The organism is Desulfobaccales bacterium, from assembly GCA_041648175.1.
Lineage (GTDB): Bacteria > Desulfobacterota > Desulfobaccia > Desulfobaccales > 0-14-0-80-60-11 > 0-14-0-80-60-11.
On sequence record JBAZPO010000021.1, the window covers coordinates 1 to 23174 of the forward strand.

The following is a 23174-nucleotide window of genomic DNA, read 5'->3' on the forward strand; positions in this document are numbered from 1 at the left end:
AATCACCAGTAAAGGTTCTCTAAGCTGGGCCGGCTGCTTTTGAATCATCGTCCCAAGATTATCGCCCGGCCTCCCGGGAGTGCTCAAATGTAGTTCAAGAGAATGTATTTGAGCAACAGCCTGTTAAACCTGCGGCTACCTTTTTGACATTCTGATGGGGGAACAGTCTTTGCAAAATGCTTGCCGGACACTACTGCCCTAATCCCCCTTTGGTAAATGGGGTAACTATAAGGAATTACTTATAAAGTCCACCTTTGAAAAAGGGGGATTTAGGGGGATTTAAAAATCAGCCAGCGGCATAAATTTATGGCAAACGCTATAATACTCTCATACCGATTGCCTCCAAGAAGATTCATCACTTGGCCCTCTCACATTACCGGTCGGACGACCGCGGCGTCTTTGGGTTATAGCCTTTGCCAAAAGTTTTTTCCTCTAATTCTCCTCTCCCCTTGTGGGAGAGGGTAGGGTGAGGGGTTAATAAGAAAAAACTTTTGAGGTTATTGCAAAAAGCCGTTTTGTCATCCTGAGCGAAGCGAAGGATCTCGTATTTTCACCCACTTATGAGATTCTTCGGTCGCTTCGCTCCCTCAGAATGACAGGCAGGGAGATATTTGCAAGAGCCTCTTTTGGCAATGAGTATACATGAAGGCCTTTTTGTGGCGGGAATGGTAACCCTGACCGGATAACTTTTTATTGACATATGGTTCGCCAAAGTATATTTAAGGCATATCTGGAAGGAAGGGGAGCATGGCGGCAGAGTTATTTTCTCAGTGTTCGATATCCAATCTGGCTGGAAGGCTCCGGGGAGAGTCCGTCTTTTCGGCCTTTTTCGGCTGCTTTTTTACCTGCTTTAGGAGCCTCTGCCCGGGACCCTGATTACTGAAGATATTTACCCGGGTGGAGGACAAACTCCCCCGGGGTGCAAGCCACGTTGAAACCCCGAGGATTATTTCCTGGGGTTTTTTTATTTTTGGGAACTAGAGCTGAATGGGAGGATCACCATGATACTGGTACTGAGCCAAGGCATCACCAAGGAAGCCAAAGAAAGACTGAAAGACACCCTCCGGGCCGAAGATTACCTGGTCAAGGAAATTAAAGGCGTGGAGGAGACCATCCTGGGGGTGGTCGGTAAAATCCGCCGGGATATCGGCTACTATGAGGGTCTGCCCGGCGTGGCCAAGGCCATTCCTATATCGAGTCCCTATAAACTGGTAAGCCGTGAGTTCCATCCCACTCCTTCTCTCATCAAGGTCGGCGACGCGGCCATCGGGGGCGACCGCCTGGTGGTGATTGCCGGCCCCTGTGGGGTGGAGGACCGGCAAATGACCCTGGACATCGCCCGGGCGGTGCGCCAGAGCGGGGCCGTGCTCTTCCGGGGCGGCGCGTTCAAGCCGCGCACCTCTCCATACTCTTTCCAGGGTCTGGGCGAAGCAGGGCTGAAGATCCTCAGCGAGGTGCGAGAGGAAACGGGGCTGGGGATTGTTACCGAGATGACCTCCATCAGCCAGGCCGACCTCATGATGAAATACGTGGACCTGATCCAGATCGGGGCCCGGAACATGCAAAACTTTGAACTCCTCAAGTGTGCCGGCCGCCTCGGCAAGCCGGTGCTCTTGAAAAGGGGCCTCTCGGCCACTATCGAGGAGTGGCTCATGTCCGCTGAATACATTCTCTCAGAAGGCAACGATCAGGTGATCCTCTGTGAGCGCGGCATCCGCACCTTTGAGCCTTATACCCGGAACACCCTCGATCTCACCGCGGTGCCCATAATCAAGAAACTGACGCACCTGCCCATCATCGTCGATCCCAGCCACGCCACTGGTCTGCGGGACAAGGTGAGCCCCATGGCCCGGGCCGCCATCGCAGCGGGCGCCGACGGACTCATTATCGAAGTGCACACTGAGCCCGACAAGGCCCTTTCCGACGGCCCCCAGAGCCTCTACCCCGGCCAGTTTGAGCAGCTTATGCGGGACCTGTACGTCATCGGCCCGCTGGTGGGCAAACAGCTGGATTACACGTATCTCGAGAAGGCCAGGATGATCCGGAGGGCCGGCGAGTTGGGGGGGACACCGGTTCAGGCGGCCTACGCCGGCGTGCCGGGCTCTTTCAGCCACAAGGCCTGCCGTCAGTTTTTCGGGGAGGATGTGCCTTTGCAGACCTGCTCCTCCTTCCGGGAGGTCTTCGACTTGGTGGACCGCGGCCAGGCGGCCTTTGGCCTGCTCCCCCTGGAGAATAGTCTGACCGGCAGTTTCCATGAGAACTACGATCTGTTCCTGGAATACGACCTCAAGATTGCCGGTGAGGTGACTCTGAGGATCAAGCACAACCTTATCGGACACGAGAACACGCTGCTTCAGGGGATTAAGCGGATTTACTCGCATCCCCAGGTCTTCCGGCAATGCAAGGAGTTCCTGGAGGCGCATCCCGACTGGGACCGTATCGCCTGCCAGGATACGGCCACCTGTGTCGAAAGGGTCAAGAAGAATAACGATCCCGGGGAGGCGGCCATCGCCGGGGACGAAGCGGCCAGGCTTTACGGGATGGTGGTGTTGAAAGAAGGCGTCGAGATGAATCCCCGCAATTTCACCCGCTTTGTGGTCATCTCCAAGCAGGGCGACCTGCCGGGCCTCAAGAACAAGACCTCGCTTATCTATTCGGTGAGCGACCGTCCGGGTTCACTCTTCGAAACGCTGCGAGTCTTTGCCGACCACAGCATCAACCTGGTGAAACTGGAATCCCGGCCCATCCACGACCGGCCCTGGGAATATCTCTTCTATGTAGATGTGGACCTGGACCTGTCAGCCGAGCCGAACCGCCCTCTTCTTGAGCAGTTGCGGGCCAAGACGGAATACTTCAAATCCTTGGGGAGTTATCAGAAGGGAGGCGCAGGAATAACCGGGGTGGAAAAGGGGGCGTCCGGGACCAAGTAAAATGTGCAACACGACCAGCCTGCCGCTGCTGGCGGTTAAAGTCCCCCTTTGGCAAAGGGGGATTTAGGGGGATTTGTTTTTCAAGGTAAAGCTTGCGTCTACCAATTTACCGGTATGAATGCATTTTCGTATAAAAGGGCTGGAGCCAATCCTGGCTTAAAACGCGTCCTCTGCTCTAGTAGCCCGAATTTAGCGGCCATGCCCGGAGCTTGACAACCCATCCTGCTGAAATTACCTTGTGCAGAAGATCCTTTCAAAAAGTCATTGTAAAATCCTTGTAAAATAGGAAGGAACGTGGAGATGAACATCGGATTTTTCAAAACTCTTATCATTTCCTTGCTGTTGTGCAGCCTGTTGTGGGTCGCGGCCTGCGTCAACGGCGCCACCGGCCCCGGGCCTACGGGAAGTTCCTCTGGCTCCTATGGCACCGCCCTCGCCCCCGAGCAATCGGATCCTCAGTTTTGGCAAATATGGGTGGATATGCATGGTGGGGGCTGATAATTTTCCCTTGGCTCGACATCGCCAAACTTCCTGAATGACTGAAGGAGGAGAACATGAAATTGTTGCGGCTTCTCATAATCATAATAGTTGTCTTGGCCGGCTTCGGCCAGGCCGCCCTGGCGGGCAGTTCTGATCCGCTCTTTGTGAACCTGACGACGGATGATAACCACAAGGCCAATATGGCGATCGCTTTCTCCATGGAGCAATTGAAACGCGGCCATCCGGTGACGATCTATGTCAATAGCCAGGCGATTCAGATAGTCAACAAGGCCAACAACAAACGGTATGCCATGCAACAACAGAAACTGACCGAGTTTACCAGTAAAGGCGGCACGGTTTATGCCTGTCAAGTGTGCGAGAAATTTCTCAAGTTTACAGAGTCCGACCTCATCCCGGGTGTGAAGTTGAGCACGGCCAATTCGGTCACCGAGGCCCTATTCAAAGATAACACCAAAACACTTTCCTGGTAATCAGGGAGGCATACTTTATGGTCAGGCGGTCGAGTGACCGCCCGAGGGTTCAAGATGCCTGCATTTCCCCCAGAAGCCGCTCCAGGTCTGCTCGACCCAACACGTAATTTTCGCGGCAAAATTCGCAGGTTAGGGCGGTTTCCTCGTGCTGTTCGAGGAGGGAGGCCAGTTCTTCCCGGCCGAGGCTGATAAGGGCTTTTTCCACTCGTTCCCGGCTGCAGGAACACCGGAAGGCCAGGACGTACTTTTCCAGGGTGATGAAAGGAATATCGGCGAAGATAAGCCCCAAGAGGTCTTCCGGGGTTTTGCCATTGCGCAGCAGCTCGGTAATGGCGGGCAGTTTCTTTATATGTCCAGCCAACTTGTCTATGACGGCATCGTTGGCAGGGGGAAGGGACTGGATCAGAAAACCGCCCGCCGCGGCAACGTTCCCGTCAGGTTCAACAAAGACCCCCAGCCCCACCGCGGAGGGAATCTGCTCCGACTCGACCAGGTAGAAGGCCAGGTCTTCGGCGATTTCGCCGGATAAGAGTCTGACTACGCCCGTGTAGGGCTCCTTCATCCTCAAGTCTTTGGTTACCCTAAGGAATCCCTCTTTCCCGAGGGCGCCGGCCACATCTAACTTTCTCCCCCGGGGCGGCAGGCCCACATAGGGTACTCCTACATACCCCCGCACCAAGCCGTTGCTTTCGGCTTCCACCACGATTTTTTGCAGAGGTCCGTTGCCCTCGAACTTGAGGGCCACCCGCTGACCGCTTTTCAGAAGCGCCCCCATGAGCGCCCCTCCGGTCAAGGCCCGCCCCAGCGCAGCAGAAGCGGTGGGATAGGTGCCGTGACGGCGGCAGGCCTCATCGACAAGCTGCGTGGTTACGCAGGCCAATGCCCGGACGCTGCCGTCTTTCGTTATAGCTCGAACCAGGTAATCCGCCACCGCGCCTATCTCCTCTTTACTCAATTTTATTGAGAGCTTGATCGAGGTCGGCACAGAGATCGCCAAAATCCTCGCAGCCCACCGAGAGACGCACCAGTTCGTCCAGAATGCCGGCTTGTTCCCGTTGGGCCCGGGGGACTGAGGCGTGAGTCATAGAGGCTGGATGTTCGATCAAGGATTCCACGCCTCCCAAAGATACCGCCAGGGTGATCAAGCGCAGGTTGTTGAGCAGGACTCTGCCACCTTCCAGGCCGTTTTTCACGCCAAAACAGAGCATGGCTCCAAAGCCATCCATCTGCTGTTTGGCGAGGTCATACTGGGGGTGATCGGTCATTCCTGGGTAACAGGTCCAGGCCACATTAGGGTGGTTGCTGAGAAAGGCCGCCAATTTCATGGCATTTTCCTGGGCTCTTTCTATCCTCAGCGGGAGGGTGCGGACTCCTCTCAAGATAAGCCAGGCCTGGTGGGGGTCCATAGTCCCGCCAAACAGGTTCAGGACCTTGCGGATTCTTTTATAAAGTTCGGCATCCTTGACGATGATCATGCCACCGATCACATCGCTATGTCCGTTGAGGATTTTGGTCAAGCTCTGCACTACCAGGTCGGCCCCCAGCTCCAGCGGACGTTGCAAATAGGGGCTGGCAAAGGTGTTGTCCACTGCCACAAGAGCTCCGTGCCGGTGGGCGATTTCCGCGGTTCTCTGAATATCGGTAATCTTCAAGGTTGGATTGGTGGGGGTCTCCAGGTAAATCATCTTGGTGTTAGGCCGCAGAGCCGGCTCGAGGTTGTGCACATCCGAAGTATCTACAAAGGTGGTAGCGATTCCGAACCTGGGAAGTTCGCTTTCAAGCATAACATGCGTCGGTCCATAGAGACAGTCGGAGGCCAGGAGGTGGTCACCCTGGCTTAAAAGGCTCAGAAAAACGGTGCCGATGGCAGCCATGCCGGAAGCCGTCGCCATTCCGGCAAGACCGTTTTCCAGGCCGGCAATGTTATCTTCCAGGGCCTTCACCGTGGGGTTGCCCATGCGGGTATAAATATATCCGGGTTTCTCACCACTGAACCGGGCAGCCCCTTCTTCGGCGCTGGGAAAAGCGAAGGTGGACGTCTGGAAGATCGGAGGCGATACCTCCCCATAGACGGGACTCTCCAGAGCTCCCAGATGAATGGCTTTGGTTGATTTGTGCATTATCCAGCCTCTCCTTGAGCAATCCATGTTGGCAAATTTTCGATGCTTGATCTTATCAACGCCACGAATCGTTGTCCATTTGCAGTATGCCGGCCTGCCCGTTTTGTATTTATAGCGTTTGCCAAAAGTTTTTTCCTCTAATTCTCCTCTCCCCTTGTGGCAGAGGGTAGGGTGAGGGGTTAATAAGAAAAAACTTTTTGGCAATGAGTATAACTTGTCCATCGGCCGCGCCCGCGCTATCATACCAGCAATTTGCCGTTGACTTTGCGAGGTTATGCCTTTATGCGGATCAGCTTTCACGGGGCAGCCCCAGACGATAACCGGGTCTCAGCACTTGATCACGGTGAACGGGCAGAATATTCTGCTTGACTGCGGCCTGTATCAGGGGAAACGCGAGGAAGCCAGGAAAACCAAAAGGCGTAACCCATTGAGATTACGCCTTATTTAACCAAATGGTGGCGAAGCGGGGATTTGCTTAAAAGTCAAGCAGGGCCTTGCTTTCCGCCAGGCAGCGGTCAACCCGACCTTGCCCGTAAGTCAGGCGTATTTTTAGTTAATCGGCTTATTTTCAGGTTCGCGACCTGCTAGGCAATGAGCAAATTTTGAGTGATGTTTGGGGAGATAAAGTGAAAAATCTTGACGTCAACATAGGTGTCTTCGGGATGTTTCTTGACGTGGCGCCGCCAGGCCTGCTCCGTGGTCTCACCCATTTTCACCACCACTATAGCCGACTGGATGATAGTGAAAGAGGGTCCAGCCCCTTGATTAGTAGCCATCGCATATCTCCTTTAGGTGGTCGAGGCCAAACGGCCTGAAAGAAATCGAGATCGCCGGTTGACATTTCGGGCTAACCATAATGGCCCGTTTGCCCAGGGAGGCATAAAAAATGGTAACTAAAGATTAAATTATATTTATAGGAAGGGGAATAAGAGGAGTGACCATTTTCGTATGATCGTTTTGATCATTCGTAAGCAATTCATTTAGGAGTAATTAGGGTATAGTTTTGGGAGATCGCGTACTTGACCAAATCGGCCAGATTGTTAATGTTCAGCTTTTCCATGATGTTATAACGGTGCCGACGCACTGTATTGACGCTGATAAATAAAGCATTAGCAATTTCTTGGCTTTTCTTGCCTTCCACCAAGAGGATTAAGACCTCCTTTTCGCGACTTGTTAAAGTATCGTTTTGGTCAAACTCCAAAGTCAACCTTATCAGGTCGTCGGAAATAAGCCGGGAGAGGTATTTTTCTCCCTTTTTTAGGGCCTGGACGGCCCGGATCAACTCACCACTGGGGTCTTCCTTCAACAGAAATCCATCGGCGCCATCAGCCAGGGCTTGACGAATAAATTCTTTTTTACGATGCATGGTCAAAACCAAGATCTTCACCTGGGGGTAATACTTTTTGATTTCGCGGATAGCCTCCAAACCCCGAAGATTTGGCATGGAAATATCCAGGACGACAAGATTAGGGCAGGACTTCTTCAATAATTCCAGCAACTCAAGGCCATCGTTGACTTCGCCAATAATAACAGTTTCCTCAATCCGTTCGATAATTTTCCGTATCCCTTCTCGGAACATCACGTGATCGTCAGCCAAAACGATGCTAAAAGAACCCAAATCAAGCCCTCCCGCGCAGTGGAATGGTAAAAGAGATACGAGTGCCCCGGTTTTCTGTGCTCACGAGTTCAAAAGCTCCCCCAAGAATCATCACCCGCTCTTCCATGGAGAGTAGTCCTAAGGTGTTTTTCTCAATGAAGACTTTGTTCCGGTCAAACCCCCGGCCATTGTCATCGATGACAAAGGCAACGTGCCCGTCTTCCCTGTGTGCTGCCAGCGACACATGGTTGGGGTAAGCGTGTTTTCCGATATTCGTCAAGGCCTCCTGCACGACCCGGTAGATCGCAGTCTGGACCGGCAAAGGGAACAGGCCATCAAGGTTGTCTATCTTGACCTCCCATTTAATCTTCTTTTGCAAGGCGACGAAATCTTCGATCATGGATTCCAGTGCGGCGGTCAGCCCCAGATCTTCCAGATCGCCTGGATTCAAATCTAAATAAAGACGGCGCACTTCGCCGATGGTCTCGCTGATAAACCTGAGGATCTTACTTATTTCGATTTTCAATGACACTTGCTGTGGCTGCAACTGCTCCGCCAAAGCTTCCAACTTAAGCTTCAAAGTCAACAGGGCATGCCCCAACTCATCATGCAGCTCCGCTGCCAAACGTTTGCGCTCATTTTCCTGAGCCGTAAGCAACTGCGCGGTAAGGGAACGGAGTTTTTTCTCTGACTTTCGCAAAGCCTCCTCTGCCTGTCGCCGTGCGGTGATGTCTATCCCAATGGCTCCCACCATCACTACTTGGCCATCCTGGTTCAGGATGGGGAATTGGTTATTCAGCCAGAAATTGGTCAAGCCATCCTGCTCCAGGGTTTCGATACTTTCCAACGGTTGCCATAACTCCAATACTTGCCGATCCAGCTCCCGAAACCGGCTGGCCAGTTCTGGAGGCCAGACTTCCTCCAAGGTCTTTCCCATCCAATCGGACCCCTTGCGGCCAAAAACTTTTTCCCAAGTTTCGTTGGCAAAAAGGTAGCCACCATGAGTGTCCCTCATCGAGGCTGTTCCGGGTAGATGTCGCATAAACGCGGCGAAGCGAGCCTCGCTTTCATCAAGCCTGCCTTCCGCCTGCCGACGCCCTTCGGTTTCGTGAAGAATTTGGGCATAAGACAATTGCAGCTCTTCGATCTTGGCGAGGGCTTGACGCTGCATTGCTGCGACTTGATCTTGAGCTTGGCGCAGCAGGCGGTTCGTCGAATGGGCATACCACCAGGTGACCCCCAGTAAGACCACGATTATAGCTGCAATGGTAAGAGAATCAAGCATGGGTTTTCCTCAGGTTTCCCGTGAGGCCGAAACAACAGGTTCTAGCTGCGAGACTCTCAAAAATCGGCGGTTCATACAGATATAACTCTGATCCGGTCGGGTCTCAAAAGAAATCGTGATAATCTTGTATGGTTGCAGTTAGCCAATTATCCCACAGACATCAGTTCCAGGGTGCTTGATTGTAGGCTTGGCGAACATGGCCCCGTCCTTGGGGAAAAGGAATCAGTGAAAAGGCTGGATAGAAAAGACCCAGACAACTCTCATGATTGACGTATTACGTTTACATCCCTTCTGGTTCCAGGGATTCAGATTCTACAGATTTTTTGGTTTGTTGGCTCGATGATGAAGCTTTTTTGAGAATTTTCTTCTTTTCCGTTACAATCTGATTTTTGTTAGTTACAGGAGAATCTTTAAAGTAGCGAGCGTGAGCCCATCCTTCCGCACCCGTAGTGGGATATCTTACTTTAACCCACAAAGAACCTGATTGAGAAATTTTTTCAACTGGATCGTTGAGTTTTAATTCCTTCACTACTTGTGAAGGTATTGAGGGTATTATGTACAGTTTTATATTTTCTGCAGCAACAAAGTAATAAGAGGTCGTCTTAGGAGGGGAAGCTGTAGAACTAATTTCAGCGGTCTTTCCAGGCTCCATAAGATGCTCTGGCTTTATTTCTGATACCATTTTGGCGGGAATCCATCCTATCGCTTTATCTTTTTCAGCTAATACTCGCCACCAATCATTCTTTTCTGAAATTTTCTGGACCTCATCCCCGTAACCAAGCAATTTACGGGAAACGATGTCTTCACCAGGAGAATCTCGTAAGGGCAGTTCATCCGCCACAATATAATAATTTTTTGTAATTAAAGGAACGTTACTTAATAAATCTCCCTGAATCCACCCAATTTTCTGGTCTCGCAGGGATTGGACTCTCCACCACCCAGCGTCGTTTTTATCAAGAAACCTTACTTCATTAGCATTGTAAATCTCAGCTACCACTTGACAGTCATAACCTGGGCAGTCTCGCAAATAACTAACAGTGGGGATACTGTAATAATAATTGGCATTTTTATTATTAGTAGCACAAGAATATAGTGATAATGAAATCAACGGTATTACTATCAATCTAACGATTTTCATATTGATCATTAAGTTATGTTAAATTAAAACTGATAAAGGTTAATATTGTGTCTCACTCAGAGCGACCATGATAGGTTTATTTAATTGGGATTAATATTATCAACCGCTTTTAAATTGTATATCAACCATTTTCCCGATCCTTTGGAAAATGTCACTTGATATGTTTTCGTTAAGATTCTGATTGACCCATTTTTCTGATCTTGGGTTTTGATATTCCAGATTACTTTTCCAAGGATAGTGGTTGGGGTTTCTCCTTGGAGATCTGTTAGCTTAAATTGGGAATCAAGGTAATTATATTTTTTCCAAATAGTTAACGTCGAATCCCTTTTTTGACCGACCTCCGGAAAATCAGGAGAGTAGGCTTCCATGAACAAGTGGATATCCTTTTTTAATTGGGCTTCTCGAATTTTAGTGAGCAAATTGACCAGTTCTTCTTGTTCAGAAATCGCTAGCGAATGAAATACTTTTAAAGGGAGTTGAGAGGTTTTCGAAGATTGGTCGGTTGCCACGTTTGTCCCACTATTTTGCTGGGTTGCTTGTCTTACGGGAGCTTGGTTTGTAGGTATGGGCTGATTGGTAAGAACGAAAAAGTAAGAGATGGCTAAAATGATCCCGACCGCCCAGATTACCAAGACCTGTCGCCATATTTTTTTCTTAGCTGAATCTAAGTTGTCATTTAGTCGGATTGATCCCTGAACTACCTCATGGGTCTCGGCCTCGAGGGCAGCGAGGGTATTCGTTATGGAATCCTTGGCTTTTTCTATTTGAGACATTTTAATTCCCTCCAATACAGCCTCTTCTGACACGCCTGACCCTGGAGGGCGCACAAACGTTAATATAAATATATCATATTTAACTAAAAATATGACATAAAGAGTACCTCTAAAGACAACATACTGATTTTAGCGATAAAAGTGCAAATGTGCGGATATGCTCGGCAGAACCTAAGCAGGCATCTTTAATGTGGGTAATTTCGAATGTCAGGGGGCATTGCAATATCGAGATTTTGAATTGGTTTATAAACCCTAACCACTCACCACCGTCTACTCCACCTCCAAAATCAGGCACTTGAGATACAAGCTCTCCGGCAACGAGAGCAGGGCAGGGTGGTCCTTGGCCGCACCCCGGCGCTCTACGATGCGGGCCTGGCGATGAGTGTCCGCAGCAGCTTCCCGCACGATCTCCAGAAATTCCGGCTCGCTCAGGTTATAGGAGCAGGATGAAGTAACCAGAATGCCTCCGGGTTGGAGCAACTGAAAGGCCCGGCGGTTAATCTCTTTGTAACCTTTGGCCGCCCCGGCCCGTTCCAGACGGCTCTTGGCAAAGGCCGGCGGGTCCAACGAGATGAGGTCGAAGCGTCGGCCCTCAGCCACTGCCTCCTTCAGGAAGTTAAAGACATTGGCCTTGACCAGGTCCAGATGGTTATAGCCATTCAGGCTGGCGTTTTCTTGGGCTACCGCCAGGGCCGGCCCCGAACTCTCCACCAGGGTGACCCGTTGGGCCAGTGGCGCCAGGTGCATGGCAAACGCCCCCTGATAGGCAAACGCGTCCAGGACTTCCCCATGCGAGAAGATTGCTGCGGCCCGGCGGTTTTCCCGCTGGTCTAAAAAGAGCCCGGTTTTTTGGCCGGCCCGGATATCCGCCCACAACCTGACCGCGCCCTCCCGGACCTCCACCCGATCCGACAGTTCCCCGTAAACCGTCTTTACTTCCAGAGGCAGCCCCTCTTGGTGGCGCACCTCGGCATCATGGCGCAGGGTCACCGAAGCCGGCGCCAACTGCTCCACCAAAATCTCAATTATGGTGGGTAGCCAGCGCTCCATACCCGGGTGCAGGGTCTGAATTGCCAGGTGGCCGGCATAGGTATCTACCATCAGGCCAGGGAACCCGTCCGCCTCCCCGTAAATCAGGCGGTAGGCGTCAGTCTCAAACACGACCTGACGCCGATACGCCAAGGCTCGTTTAAGCCGGTCCTCCCAAAATACCCTATTTACGATGTTATTTCCGGCAGTTACCAATCTCAAGGCGATGCGGGACGCGGCGCTGTAAAAGGCCTGTCCCAAGAAGCGGCCACTGGCATCGGTCATGGCCACCAGTTCACCCGCGGCCAGCTTCGGGATGCTTTCCAGGTCATTGCGATAGACCCAAGGGTGCCCGGTGCGCTGCCACCTGAGCCCCTTGGGCGTCAATCGGATCTGCGGTATAGGACTCATACTTGGCGCTCCGTTTGCCATGATGTTCCTCGGCGATGTGCTTCAATATATTGATATGACATAAATAATATTCCAAAGGCAAAAGAGGGCAGGGGAGGGGCGGGAGTCATCCGGCGCTGTCCCGGCGCGTATCTAATCTCTGCCAGTGCTCCAGTTTCTGGCGTTCGGCGAATTTCCCCTGGATGAACTTTGCGGCAAAATCGGGGTGCCCAAAGTAGCCGGGGGCCAGTTTCAAAACCCGGTCTTGCATTTCTTGAAGCAGGACAGGAAATTCCGCCGCAGATATAAAGTTGCGCTCTTCTTTGCGAGTGAAAATTATTTCGTCTCCCAGCGCCGTTACAACTTGCTCTGCAAGCGCCTTTAACTCCGGCGGCAAGGTATCAGCCCTCACGGGAACGGCTATCCGGGTTGAAAGGCTCACGTACCAGCGATCGCCGGCCACCGGCCGGGAGTGGTCCCACAGCTCCAAAATCAGGCCATTCGCCAAAGCATGCTGGGAAATTAATCTTCCTGAATTCATTGCCATATTCAGCTAGAGTTCCTCAATGTGTTAGAATCCTCAGGCTAATTAAGGTATAGTATAATGATCTTCTGCACAAGAGACTAAAGAAAAGGGGCAGCATGCGACGCAAAACCTGGATAATTGCGGTGGCCATCGTGGTCCTGGGCGCGGCCCTGGCCGGAGGCCTCTACTGGCAATGGGCCAACTCACCCCGTTACGCCTTGCAGCAAGCGGCCCTGGCCCTGAAGACCCGCAACCTGGACAAGTTTTTCACCTATGTGGATTTAAAAGAGATTGTGACTAATTTTTCCAAGGCTTCCAGCCAAGACGTGGAGACCAAAGACGATGCCCAGGCTGATGATTTGACCAAATATTCCCGTCGCCTGGGCGGCAAGTTCGCCCAACTTTTTCTGCCCAAATTATTAGAAACCTTCGAACCCCAAATCCGCAAGGTCCTGGACCACTATCTCCTCAATTTGAATAACACCCAGATCCTGGCGGTGGCCGCCGCGGCGACTGTGGCCCAGATCGACAACCAGGGGGAGGGTGAGGCGCAGGTGACCTTGACTGACCCCAAATCCCAGGAGACCTTTCGGTTTCAAATGCGCCGTCAACCTGACCACGGCGTCTGGCAAATCGTCTCAGTGAATTACAACGACCTCAAGAAATTCTACAAACGGGAACTATGTCGATAATTTTTCAAACCCCTCGGAGGAGTCATTCCAATCAGCCCTAAATATAACGTCTGATAATATATATTATGTAAACTAAGATATGCTGACCCAAGAAAAGTGCCCTCAGTGCGGTTACGGGACCCAGAAGCACCGTAATCCGGTACCTACGGTCGATATCATTATCGAATATCGCGACCAGGGCTTGATTTTGATCGAACGGGCTAATCCGCCGCACGGTTGGGCGTTGCCCGGGGGGTTCGTGGATTACGGCGAATCTTTAGAAATCGCCGCCCTACGAGAGGCCCGGGAGGAAACCGGACTTACCGTAACTCTCCTGGGACAGTTCCATACCTATTCGGACCCCGAGCGCGATCCCCGGCGCCATACCATCACCACCGTGTACGTAGCTCACGGCGACGGCACTCCCCAGGCTGCGGACGACGCCCGTCACCTGGCCATCTTTACTCCGGAACAACTGCCTGAGGTGCTGGCTTTTGACCATAAGCGCATCCTGGCGGATTACCTTAAAGTTCGTCCGCAATGGCTAGCTAAAATTAAGAAGACTTATTAGATTTGGCTGATAACAGACTAATATTCTTTTATAAAATGGTCAGTACCATTGGTGGTCTGGTAGGCTGGCCATACTTCTACTGGCACCTGAAATCCCGGGGCCAGGGTGAAAGTTTTCTGCCTCGTCTGGGCCTTAAGTTGCCAACGGGGCCTTTGCCCCCCGGTTCGCCTCGCTTGTGGCTCCATGGCGTCTCCGTGGGCGAAATCCAGGCCGCAATCCCCCTGTTTCGTGAGCTCAAGACCCTCCTGCCCCAGGCCTCCTTCATCATCAGCACCGGCACCGAAACCGGCCAAATGCTGGCCCGCAAGCACTTTACTCCCTTGGGCGCCCTGGTCTGCTACTTCCCCTTGGACATCCCCTGGGCGGTGCAGCGCTACCTGAACTACCTCCGCCCCCAGATATTCATTGGCCTGGAATCGGAGATCTGGCCGAATTTCCTGTATATGGCGCACAAACGTGGCATTCGTCTGGCCCTGGTCAATGGCCGGCTCTCCGATAAATCCTTAAGAAGATTTGTTAAATATAGACGGTATCTTAATAATATTATTAATCTATTTGATCTAGTTGCCGCGGGCTCGCTCCAGGATTATCAGCGGTTCCAGCGCCTGGGAATTTCACCAAACAAACTCCATCTCACCGGCAATCTGAAATACGACCGCTTGCTGCAGGGCCGCGATGATGCCCGCCTTGAGGAGTTCCGTGGTATCTTAAACAGTCCCGGGACCTATGGTCCGGTATGGCTGGCAGCCTCCACCCACCCCGGCGAAGAGGAAGTGATCCTTGACGCCTATGAGAAACTGCTGGCCCCCTCCCCTGCTTTAAACCTCATTTTGGCGCCTCGCCATCCGCAACGCGCCCCCGATTTAGCCCGGCTCCTTGCCGGCCGCGGCCTTAAAAGTCAGCTCTGGTCCCGCCTCAAGTCCGGCGAGGATTCACGCCGTCACCCCGTGGTTATCATCGATACTATCGGCGACCTCTTCACCCTATACGGTTTAGCCGACGTCACCTTTATCGGCGGCAGCCTCGTGCCCCACGGCGGCCAAAACATCCTGGAACCCGCGGCCTGGGGTCGCGCCCCCATCTACGGCCCTCATCTGGAAAACTTTCTCTGGGCCAAAGCGATCCTGGAAGAAGTGGGAGCCGGTATCATGGTCACAGATGCTGACTCCCTGGCCCAGGCCGTGGAGCGTTTCTTAGCCCAAACCGAGCTCAACTTAGAGTTGGGCCGGCTCGCCCAGGCGGCCTTGATCCCCCACCAGGGCGCATCCCGCCGCCAGGCCGAATTAATCGCCTCCCTGGTTCACCCGCAGTAACCAACCCCACACTCTGGATAGCCTAATAGACGCAGAATTACAGAGAAAAATTAAGAATTATATAAGCATTTAGTTTACAATATCATATGCTGCCATATTATATTTGGAGGAAATGTAATGGTAGAGTCGATATTGGTCCAGAAAGCCTACACCTCAATTGTGGAGCACTTCATCAAAACCGGACGCGCCCCTCATTACACCGAACTTGCCGAAATATTGGGGCTCCGTCCCGATGAAGCCAGGGGCGTGCAGCATAAGGCCGCCGAAGCCTCCATCGCTTGCTGGTTTGTAGAGGACACCGATTACATCGAGTCCTGGGCGCCGTTTTCTAACGTCCCCACTCATTATCGGGTGACTGTGAAGGGCGAACAGAAGTGGTACGGCCAGTGAGGGCTGGAAGTGCTGGCCGTGCGCTGGCTCTTTCCCGGCACTGAGGTCCGCATCGACACGCGCTGTCTGGATTGCGGTGAGCCGATTCTGGTTCGCATGCGCGACGAAGAGATTTTGGAAGTAAGTCCACCGACGGCTGTCGGCCATATGAACGTTCCGATCTCCAAGTGGGGGGAAACATCTTGGGGATTAAAATGAAGTCGCATGAATCTCTTCCGGTCGGAAGAACACGTCAAGAACTGGTCTATTTACGACCCGGTCTCAGCAGACGCTATCATGCCGCTCGCCGACTGGGCGCTGGCCTTTAGCGGACCCTTGATGCGCCATCGGCTGAAACCGGACTACCTTGCGCGGGTCCAGGAATATACGTCCGAATTATTCCTGGCGTTACAAAAGCTGGGTAAAACGGGCCCTTTCTGGCAGGCCGGCTAGGTGGAAGCCTACTGGCGCTTAAGATTATTCGACTCAGCCCAAGGCGAGTCTCGCAGAAGCAATACGAAATAGGCGAACCTCAACCAGGCGGGAATGAATCGCGGCATCGGTTAAATTAATGGTTCGAAGGAAAATTGGCTGATAAATGTAGAGATAGAAATAAGTTTACAATTAATAGTGGCCCCCCATTAGGAGGCAACCGCCCGGGCAAAGTGCGCATATTCACAGGCATGCGCGATTACGCCAAACGTGGAAAATAGCGCCTCTCGGGTGAGCTAATAGTTAACCCTCAGCCAGCTAAAAAGCTCAAAGCCTGGGGGTCACTCTCTGATTTGCACAAATTTGCTTTCCACCCTAAAATTGAGGCCAGGCCAAACCCTTACTATCCTCCTGATCGCCCCGCCACGGGCCTTAGATTCAGTCATTTTTTCTGCGCGGCTATCTATTCAATATATCTATATTAATCCATGTATACTCGGTGGTAGCTTCTTATACTGAATTGCGCTCATAAGTTAGGGGCTGGCTTAAATGTCCGAAACCGGCTAGCCATAAAGAATAGGGGCAAAAAGTCCCCCTTTGGAAAAGGGGGATTTAGGCAGCAGTGTCCGGTTAGAAAATTGCATGAGGTTGTTCTGCCCCCCTCACCCCAGCCCTCTCCCCCCGAAGCGGGTGGAGAGGGGGTAGGAGATGTGGCCGTTTTAGTAACCATAAGGCATTAAATCGGCTCCACTTTTTCCCCTCTCCCCAATTGGGGAGAGGGTTAGGGTGAGGGGGAAGTAATCTTCTCGGAGCCGGAAGGGCGCAGCGAATTTTTGAGCTGTTGGACTACGCCCAACGAACTTCCTCATTTGCAAAAACCTAACCGGACATTGCTGGGATTTAGGGGGATTTGGATTTTCACGTCAAAACCCGCGGCTACCAAATTATCTGTTTAAACGATTTCCTTCTTAGGTGCTCATGCCCCCCCAATTACCCCCGCAAAACCGAGCGCCCGGTCACTGTCCCCGGACCGCGCGCTGATCCCGCGGTTGCAAAAAAGTGATCGGGTTCCCATCTAGATATGGTATATTTAAGAGAAATTCTGCAATTTCGAGGTAGTCGTTGAAAGCATTACTGGCGTTGGAAGATGGTTTGATCTTACGGGGCCGGTCCTTCACCGGACCCGGCGAGTGCAGCGGCGAAGTGGTGTTCAACACCGCCATGACCGGTTATCAGGAGATTCTCACCGATCCGTCCTACAAAGGGCAGATCGTCACTATGACCTATCCCCTTATGGGCAATTACGGCATTAATAGCGAGGATCTGGAGTCCCGGGGGGTCCACGTGGAAGGCTTCATCGTCAAGGAGTACCACCCCTACCCTTCCAACTGGCGCTCCCAGGGCAATCTGGCCGATTACCTCAAGGCCTCCGGCAAATTGGGGGTGGAAGGTCTGGACACCCGGGCGCTGACCAAGCGCCTCCGGGAGGGCGGGGCCATGCGGGGGATTATCTCGACCACGGACCTGGACCCCGCGTCCCTGGTGCGCCGCGCCCAAGCACTCCCCAGTATGGAGGGTCAGGACCTGGTGCCCCTGGTGACCTGCGCCCAGGCCTATTGGTGGCCCGAAGTGCCGGCCCCGGGTAGTGCGCCCCAAGACCTGGCCGTCCTCTGGACCCAAAAGTCCGGCAAAAAAGTGGTCCTCTACGACTACGGCGTTAAATTCAATATTATCAGAAGCTTAAAAGAACGGGGCCTGGAGGTCCTGGTGGTGCCCGCCACCACCCCGGCCACGAGCATCCTGGCCCTTAAACCCGACGGCGTGGTCCTCAGCAACGGCCCCGGAGACCCGGCCGCGGTCACCTATGCCGTGGACAACGTGCGCCAGTGTCTGGGGTCGCAGCCCATGTTCGGCATCTGCCTGGGACACCAGCTCATGGGTTTGGCCATGGGGGGCCGCACCTTTAAACTCAAATTCGGCCATCACGGGGCCAACCAACCGGTTAAGAATAAACTCTCGGGCAAAGTCGAGATCACTTCCCAGAATCACGGCTTTGCCGTGGACCTGGAATCCATCCCCGACCCCGCGGTCCAGCTGACCCACGTCAACCTCAACGATGGCACCTTAGAGGGCCTGCGCCATCCCAAACTGGCGGCCTTCTCGGTGCAGTACCACCCCGAGGCCGCCCCCGGCCCCCATGACGCCAACTATCTCTTCGAGGAATTCTTGGAGATGGTCAAGGGGAATTGAACTCATGGCGACACACAGTGCCTTTGGAAATTTTGCGTCAGTTGTTGTAGGGTGCGTTTCACGCACCATGTTCTCGTTCCCAAGCTGTGCTTGGGAACGCATTATTCAGCCAAGTTGAGCTTGGCATCCTTAGATGTTCCCAAGTGCAACTTGGGAACAAGTTGAATGTCGTCATACATGAGTATTTCGGCGTTTGTTGCTTGTTCCCAAGCTGTGCTTGGGAACGCATTATCGAGCCAAGCTGAGCTTGGCATCCATTGATGTTCCCAAGTGCAACTTGGGAACAAGTTGAACGAGCTTCCGCTTTTGGTAAGCGGACTCAAAGGAATATTGGCTGACAGTAAGCCGTAGGATGCATCTTACGCACCATTAAACGAGGCTAAAGCGGGCATATAAGACTGCCGCAATCCGGCGGCGAAGCAAACCTCGCGGTGTACATGAAAAAACCCCTGGTCATCATCTCCATCATCCTGGCGGCCGCGGTGTTTCTCTGGGCCGGGCCTTTCGCCTGGTACAACCTGCGCGGCGCCGGACCCGCGTTTCTGAGCCCGCCCAAAGACATTGCTAAAGCCCCGGAGGCAACCCCCGGCGCCGGTACCCCTCCCCTGCTCGAATCTGCCTCTTCTGACTTGTTGCTCCCCCCGGGGTTTACCATCTCGGTTTTTGCCGACCACGTCCCCGGCGCCCGGGTCCTGGCCGAAGACCCCGAAGGCACCCTCCTGGTCAGCCTCACCCGCCAGGGCAAGGTGGTGGCCCTGCCGGATAAAAACGCTGACGGCGTCGCCGATGACGTAGTGACCGTGGTCCAGGGCCTGAACAACCCTCACGGCCTGGCCTTTACGAAAAATACAAAAAACACAAAAAAACCTGAAGAGAAACCGCGGCTCTATGTGGCGGAGACCGGCCAGGTGGCGATATACGATTACGACCCCGAACACCTCAAAGCCACCAATAAGAAAAAGATCATCGACCTCCCCCCGGGCGGACGCCATTTCACCCGGACCCTCCTGTTCCTGCCCCCGCCCCAGCAGCAGCGCCTCTTGATTTCTGTAGGCTCCAACTGCAACGTCTGCGAAGAAAAGGATTGGCGTTACGCCAAGATCCTGATTGCCGACGCCGATGGCGCTAACCTTCAAACCTATGCCTCAGGCCTGCGCAACTCGGTGTTCATGGCCCGCCATCCCCTCAGCAAGCATATCTGGGCCACGGAAATGGGCCGGGATTATCTCGGGGATAACCTGCCGCCGGACGAAATTAATCTCATCATGCACGGCGAAAATTACGGCTGGCCCTGGTGCTACGGCAAGCGGGTCCACGACGAACAGTTCGATCCCAGCGGCTCCCGCCGGGGCTTCTGCCAGGACACCATCCCTGCCTTTATCGACCTTCCGGCCCACTCCAGCCCCCTCGGACTGGCCTTCTTCCCTAAGGCGTGGCCCGAAGAGTTCCGCTATAACCTCCTGGTGGCCTACCACGGCTCCTGGAACCGCTCCGAGCCCACGGGCTTTAAAGTAGTGCGCTACAAGCTGGACGCCGCCGGCAACCCTATGGACGCCCAGGACTTCATCACCGGCTGGCTGACCCCCCACGGCGCCCTGGGCCGCCCGGTGGATATCCTGATCAAAGACGACGGCACGATTTTTATTTCAGATGACAAGGCGGGGGTGGTGTATCAGGTGGTCTATAGGAAATAACTTGTTATTTGAAAAGATTGTATTAACATTATGTAACTTTCGTTTTAGAGGAGAATACATTGAATGCAATGCTGAGCACTGCGGGCGCGTTAGCCGCTAAGAAACTTTTTAAGCAAGTTGTGCTTGACCTTTATCAAGCTTTGGTCCAGCAAACAGGCCGTAAAATCAAACAATGGAATACAGATCAACAAATCGATAAACTTTATCAACAAATTGGCCAAGTCCGCAAAGTAAAAACGATATGGCAGATTGATAAACCTGTCGATCTCATTGATTTCTATTGTGATTCCCATGTCCTATTAGATGGAAAGAGATCTAAAGTCAGCAAACTTTCCGACTTCAAGACAAAAAATAATATTCTTATTCAGGGTATTGCTGGTCAAGGAAAATCTATCTTACTTAGATACTTATGTTCTGTGGAACTGGGTAGAGGGGAATATATTCCCATATTCTTAGAACTCAGACGGGTTAGCCACTTAGAAACTTTAAATGATCGCATTTTCACGGCATTTAAAAGCTTAAAACTTGATATAGATGATGAAATATTCACAGCTTTAGCGGCCTCTGGGAAGATTGTGCTTTTGCTGGATGCCTTTGACGAAGTGCCTGACGACCTAAAATCGAGGGTCCTTTCAGAAATTGAGGATTTGATTGCCACAAGGCCAAATATAAGAGTCATAGTTACATCGCGCCCGCATCACGACATAAGATTTTCTAACTACTTCAATGTTGTAATGCTTGATAATCTTCAAAAAGATGAGTATAAGAATGTCATTAAAAAATTGGCCTCTGGTCAAACTTGGGCCGACACATTAATTGATCATATAGAGAATCATGCCAGGCATATTATAGATCTTTTGTGCACACCTCTTATGGTGACCCTTCTCGTTTTATCCTACAAGTCTTATAAACAACTCCCTGCTAAGCTGTCTGATTTCTATGATTCGCTTTTTCAAACCCTTCTTCAGCGACATGATGGTACGAAACCAGGATTTACGCGAAAAAGAAGCTGTGCACTTGATGACAATCAATATCGGCAGGTCTTTGAAACTTTGTGCATTCTTGCCAAAAAGACAGGGCAACAATCCTTTAATGACGAGGGAATATATTCTCTATCACAGGAAGCTCTTCAACAATGTGTCTTGAATGCTAATGCTTCTTCTTATGTAGATGATATTGTTAAGATTACTTGTCTTTTGGTGCGTGACGGTGAAGAATATCGTTTTATTCATAAAACTGTACAAGAATATTACACGGCTTCCTATATACGGAAAAAACCGGAAGCATGGGCAATTGATTTTTATGAGCGCCTAAGGAGTTCGGACGGTCTTCTCCCTTGGGGCCAAGAATTAGAATTTCTGTCAGAAATAGATACATATAGATATAATAAATATTTTCTTCTACCAATGATTTTAAATTTACTTCGTTTACAAGAAAACGATTTGGAATTTCCAAGTTGCGAAGTTCAATTACTTGCAACAGATAGCCTTCTATCTAATTATTTTGTTGTAGTAGAATGGAAAGATAATGATGAACTGGGGGGAAGTAATTCCATATATAATAAGAATCGAAGTTTCCTTAGTTGGAAATTAATAAATGATAATATTCATAATATCTTTGAGGGTCTGGCCAAATTATTGGACAGAGCTAATTCTAACCTCAATAAAATAAAAGAATTAAAAGATTATAGATATCATAATTCACAAGAAAATAATAATGTATCATATTATTCTTTTAATGATTTAATAAAGATAGGAATAGCCCCAGAGCTATCGTCAATAATTGAAGGTGAAAGTCAACGAATCTTTAGAAAAGCGCAAGAAATATGGAAATCTACAAAAAATGAGGAGAATCCCTCACTCTTAGATGGGCTTGTTTAGCCATGTAGGGTGGACCCAGCCCACCTTATATGTGTGCCGCAAACTCCCGCTTGAGAGTAACTTTTAAAGAAAAAATACAAATTGCGGGACAAACTGCAGGGCCATACCTATATTAAAAGGTTGAGAATAAGGGTAAAAAGGGGTCTCGGCATGCAAAAGAAAATCTCCTCCGGCTTGATCGCAATCTTACTCTTGGCCTTGATTCTTCCCGTCAGTCTCCACGCCGCCGTCGTCGGCCGCTTCACCCAGGTCCGGGGCGAAGTTGACCTGCTCAAGGGCGGCAAAATCCCCGGCCTCCCCGTTAAGCTCAGGGATGGCGTGGAACCTGGTGATGTCATCCGCACCAAGGCCAGGGCCAGGGCCGAACTGACCATGATGGATGACTCGATCCTTGTCCTGGCGCCGGAGTCCCGCCTGGCGGTGGCGGATTATTCCTATAATCGCGCCACGAATGAGCGCCGGGCCGTGATCCGCCTCTTTAAGGGTCTGGTGCACACCGTGGTCAATCGCATCATCCAGACCGAAGAGCCGGATTTCATCATGGAAACCCACACCGCGGTCATCGGCGTGCGCGGCACCGACTGGTATACCCTCCTGGCCCCGGCGTTTTCCTCGGTGTATCTGGCCCGGGGGACCTTGGGCGTCAGCTCCAATCTCCCCACTATTCCGGCCCAACTCCTGCTCCAGTCCATGCATTTTACCCAGGTCCCCATGGGCAAACAACCCTTTCTGGCCAAACCCATGTCCATGGAAATGATCGGCATCCTAGAGCGGCTCATGGACACCGGGATAGTGGCCGGGGGCTTACTGGGACCTGGCGGGCTACCTCCGGTGGGCGGCGAATATCAGTTGCCACCCGGACTACCCACCAGTCCTGATCAGCGCTTAAGACAAGAGTTCTATACTCCCCCGGTGCTCCAGCCGCAGCCTCAGATACCGGCTCCAACTCCGGGTCCATCCCATGGCCCGAGTTCACCCTCCAGCCCATCGACCTCCTAAACAGTTGCCGATGCGAGGTGGAAGAGAACCTGCCGGATAGAGGCATAAAAATCTATGGCCTTGGAGCTCATAAAAGAATAAAATTATACGATTTCTTTAGACGAGTTACCTCCAGGTCACCAGGCCGGCCCCGGCCTGGTGATTTGCTGAACAAGACTTAACAAAATGCTTCCCTGCATCCCTTCTTCACAGAAGGGGTGAAGGAAAGAGAATCACTTATCTGTTCCCACAATTTA

The 23174-nt window shown here is 51.9% G+C and carries 21 protein-coding genes; 12 read left to right on the forward strand and 9 right to left on the reverse strand.

The annotated features are described in order from the left end of the window. Window positions 1-1001: 1001 nt before the first annotated feature. The 3 genes from aroF to WC600_15970 all read left to right on the forward strand — a co-directional run bounded on the left by aroF (window position 1002) and on the right by WC600_15970 (window position 3901). Complete coding sequence (aroF, locus tag WC600_15960; protein MFA4904229.1) at window positions 1002-2930, forward strand: 3-deoxy-7-phosphoheptulonate synthase; 1929 nt, start codon at window positions 1002-1004, stop codon at window positions 2928-2930. Between the two features lie 300 nt (window positions 2931-3230). Continuing rightward, entirely contained in the window at window positions 3231-3428 is a 198-nt protein-coding gene (locus WC600_15965) for a hypothetical protein (protein ID MFA4904230.1), read from the forward strand. A 56-nt stretch (window positions 3429-3484) separates the two neighbouring features. Next, window positions 3485-3901, forward strand: coding sequence for a DsrE family protein (locus tag WC600_15970; protein ID MFA4904231.1), 417 nt, complete (start codon window positions 3485-3487; stop codon window positions 3899-3901). Between the two features lie 49 nt (window positions 3902-3950). Here the strand turns inward: WC600_15970 and hslO are convergent, their stop codons facing one another. The 9 genes from hslO to WC600_16015 all read right to left on the reverse strand — a co-directional run bounded on the left by hslO (window position 3951) and on the right by WC600_16015 (window position 12780). Continuing rightward, entirely contained in the window at window positions 3951-4832 is an 882-nt protein-coding gene (gene hslO, locus WC600_15975; protein MFA4904232.1) for an Hsp33 family molecular chaperone HslO, read from the reverse strand. Window positions 4833-4848: 16 nt separating this feature from the next. Continuing rightward, on the reverse strand, window positions 4849-6021 hold the full coding sequence (locus WC600_15980) for a PLP-dependent aspartate aminotransferase family protein (protein ID MFA4904233.1): 1173 nt from the start codon (window positions 6019-6021) through the stop codon (window positions 4849-4851). Window positions 6022-6605: 584 nt separating this feature from the next. Further along, on the reverse strand, window positions 6606-6797 hold the full coding sequence (locus WC600_15985; GenBank protein ID MFA4904234.1) for a hypothetical protein: 192 nt from the start codon (window positions 6795-6797) through the stop codon (window positions 6606-6608). A 200-nt stretch (window positions 6798-6997) separates the two neighbouring features. Further along, entirely contained in the window at window positions 6998-7639 is a 642-nt protein-coding gene (locus WC600_15990) for a response regulator transcription factor (protein MFA4904235.1), read from the reverse strand. A gap of 1 nt (window position 7640) precedes the next feature. Then, window positions 7641-8903, reverse strand: coding sequence for a PAS domain-containing protein (locus tag WC600_15995; protein ID MFA4904236.1), 1263 nt, complete (start codon window positions 8901-8903; stop codon window positions 7641-7643). Between the two features lie 280 nt (window positions 8904-9183). Continuing rightward, window positions 9184-10041: an SH3 domain-containing protein gene (locus WC600_16000; GenBank protein MFA4904237.1), complete on the reverse strand. Its 858-nt coding sequence runs from the start codon at window positions 10039-10041 to the stop codon at window positions 9184-9186. A gap of 80 nt (window positions 10042-10121) precedes the next feature. Then, the gene (locus WC600_16005) at window positions 10122-10814 is read right to left on the reverse strand and encodes a hypothetical protein (protein MFA4904238.1); all 693 of its coding nucleotides are present in this window, start codon (window positions 10812-10814) and stop codon (window positions 10122-10124) included. Window positions 10815-11084: 270 nt separating this feature from the next. Continuing rightward, window positions 11085-12254, reverse strand: coding sequence for a class I SAM-dependent rRNA methyltransferase (locus WC600_16010; GenBank protein ID MFA4904239.1), 1170 nt, complete (start codon window positions 12252-12254; stop codon window positions 11085-11087). A gap of 106 nt (window positions 12255-12360) precedes the next feature. Further along, entirely contained in the window at window positions 12361-12780 is a 420-nt protein-coding gene (locus tag WC600_16015) for a hypothetical protein (protein ID MFA4904240.1), read from the reverse strand. Window positions 12781-12875: 95 nt separating this feature from the next. Here WC600_16015 and WC600_16020 point away from each other — a divergent pair, with 95 nt between their 5' ends. The 9 genes from WC600_16020 (at window position 12876) to WC600_16060 (ending at window position 22938) form a co-directional block, all read left to right on the forward strand. Beyond that, a complete protein-coding gene (locus WC600_16020; protein ID MFA4904241.1) occupies window positions 12876-13451 on the forward strand; it encodes a hypothetical protein in 576 nt (191 codons plus the stop codon). A gap of 79 nt (window positions 13452-13530) precedes the next feature. Continuing rightward, entirely contained in the window at window positions 13531-14001 is a 471-nt protein-coding gene (locus WC600_16025) for an NUDIX hydrolase (GenBank protein MFA4904242.1), read from the forward strand. Window positions 14002-14003: 2 nt separating this feature from the next. Next, window positions 14004-15314 (forward strand): 3-deoxy-D-manno-octulosonic acid transferase, encoded by a 1311-nt coding sequence (locus WC600_16030; GenBank protein MFA4904243.1) that lies wholly within the window; start codon window positions 14004-14006, stop codon window positions 15312-15314. A gap of 117 nt (window positions 15315-15431) precedes the next feature. Continuing rightward, the gene (locus WC600_16035; GenBank protein ID MFA4904244.1) at window positions 15432-15704 is read left to right on the forward strand and encodes a hypothetical protein; all 273 of its coding nucleotides are present in this window, start codon (window positions 15432-15434) and stop codon (window positions 15702-15704) included. Between the two features lie 204 nt (window positions 15705-15908). Beyond that, window positions 15909-16136: a hypothetical protein gene (locus WC600_16040; GenBank protein ID MFA4904245.1), complete on the forward strand. Its 228-nt coding sequence runs from the start codon at window positions 15909-15911 to the stop codon at window positions 16134-16136. 1101 nt (window positions 16137-17237) lie between these two features. Beyond that, window positions 17238-18365 (forward strand): glutamine-hydrolyzing carbamoyl-phosphate synthase small subunit, encoded by a 1128-nt coding sequence (gene carA, locus WC600_16045; protein ID MFA4904246.1) that lies wholly within the window; start codon window positions 17238-17240, stop codon window positions 18363-18365. Window positions 18366-18802: 437 nt separating this feature from the next. Then, window positions 18803-20059, forward strand: coding sequence for a PQQ-dependent sugar dehydrogenase (locus WC600_16050; GenBank protein ID MFA4904247.1), 1257 nt, complete (start codon window positions 18803-18805; stop codon window positions 20057-20059). A 68-nt stretch (window positions 20060-20127) separates the two neighbouring features. Continuing rightward, complete coding sequence (locus WC600_16055; GenBank protein MFA4904248.1) at window positions 20128-21939, forward strand: NACHT domain-containing protein; 1812 nt, start codon at window positions 20128-20130, stop codon at window positions 21937-21939. Between the two features lie 150 nt (window positions 21940-22089). Continuing rightward, window positions 22090-22938, forward strand: coding sequence for a FecR family protein (locus WC600_16060; protein ID MFA4904249.1), 849 nt, complete (start codon window positions 22090-22092; stop codon window positions 22936-22938). Window positions 22939-23174 lie beyond the last annotated feature (236 nt).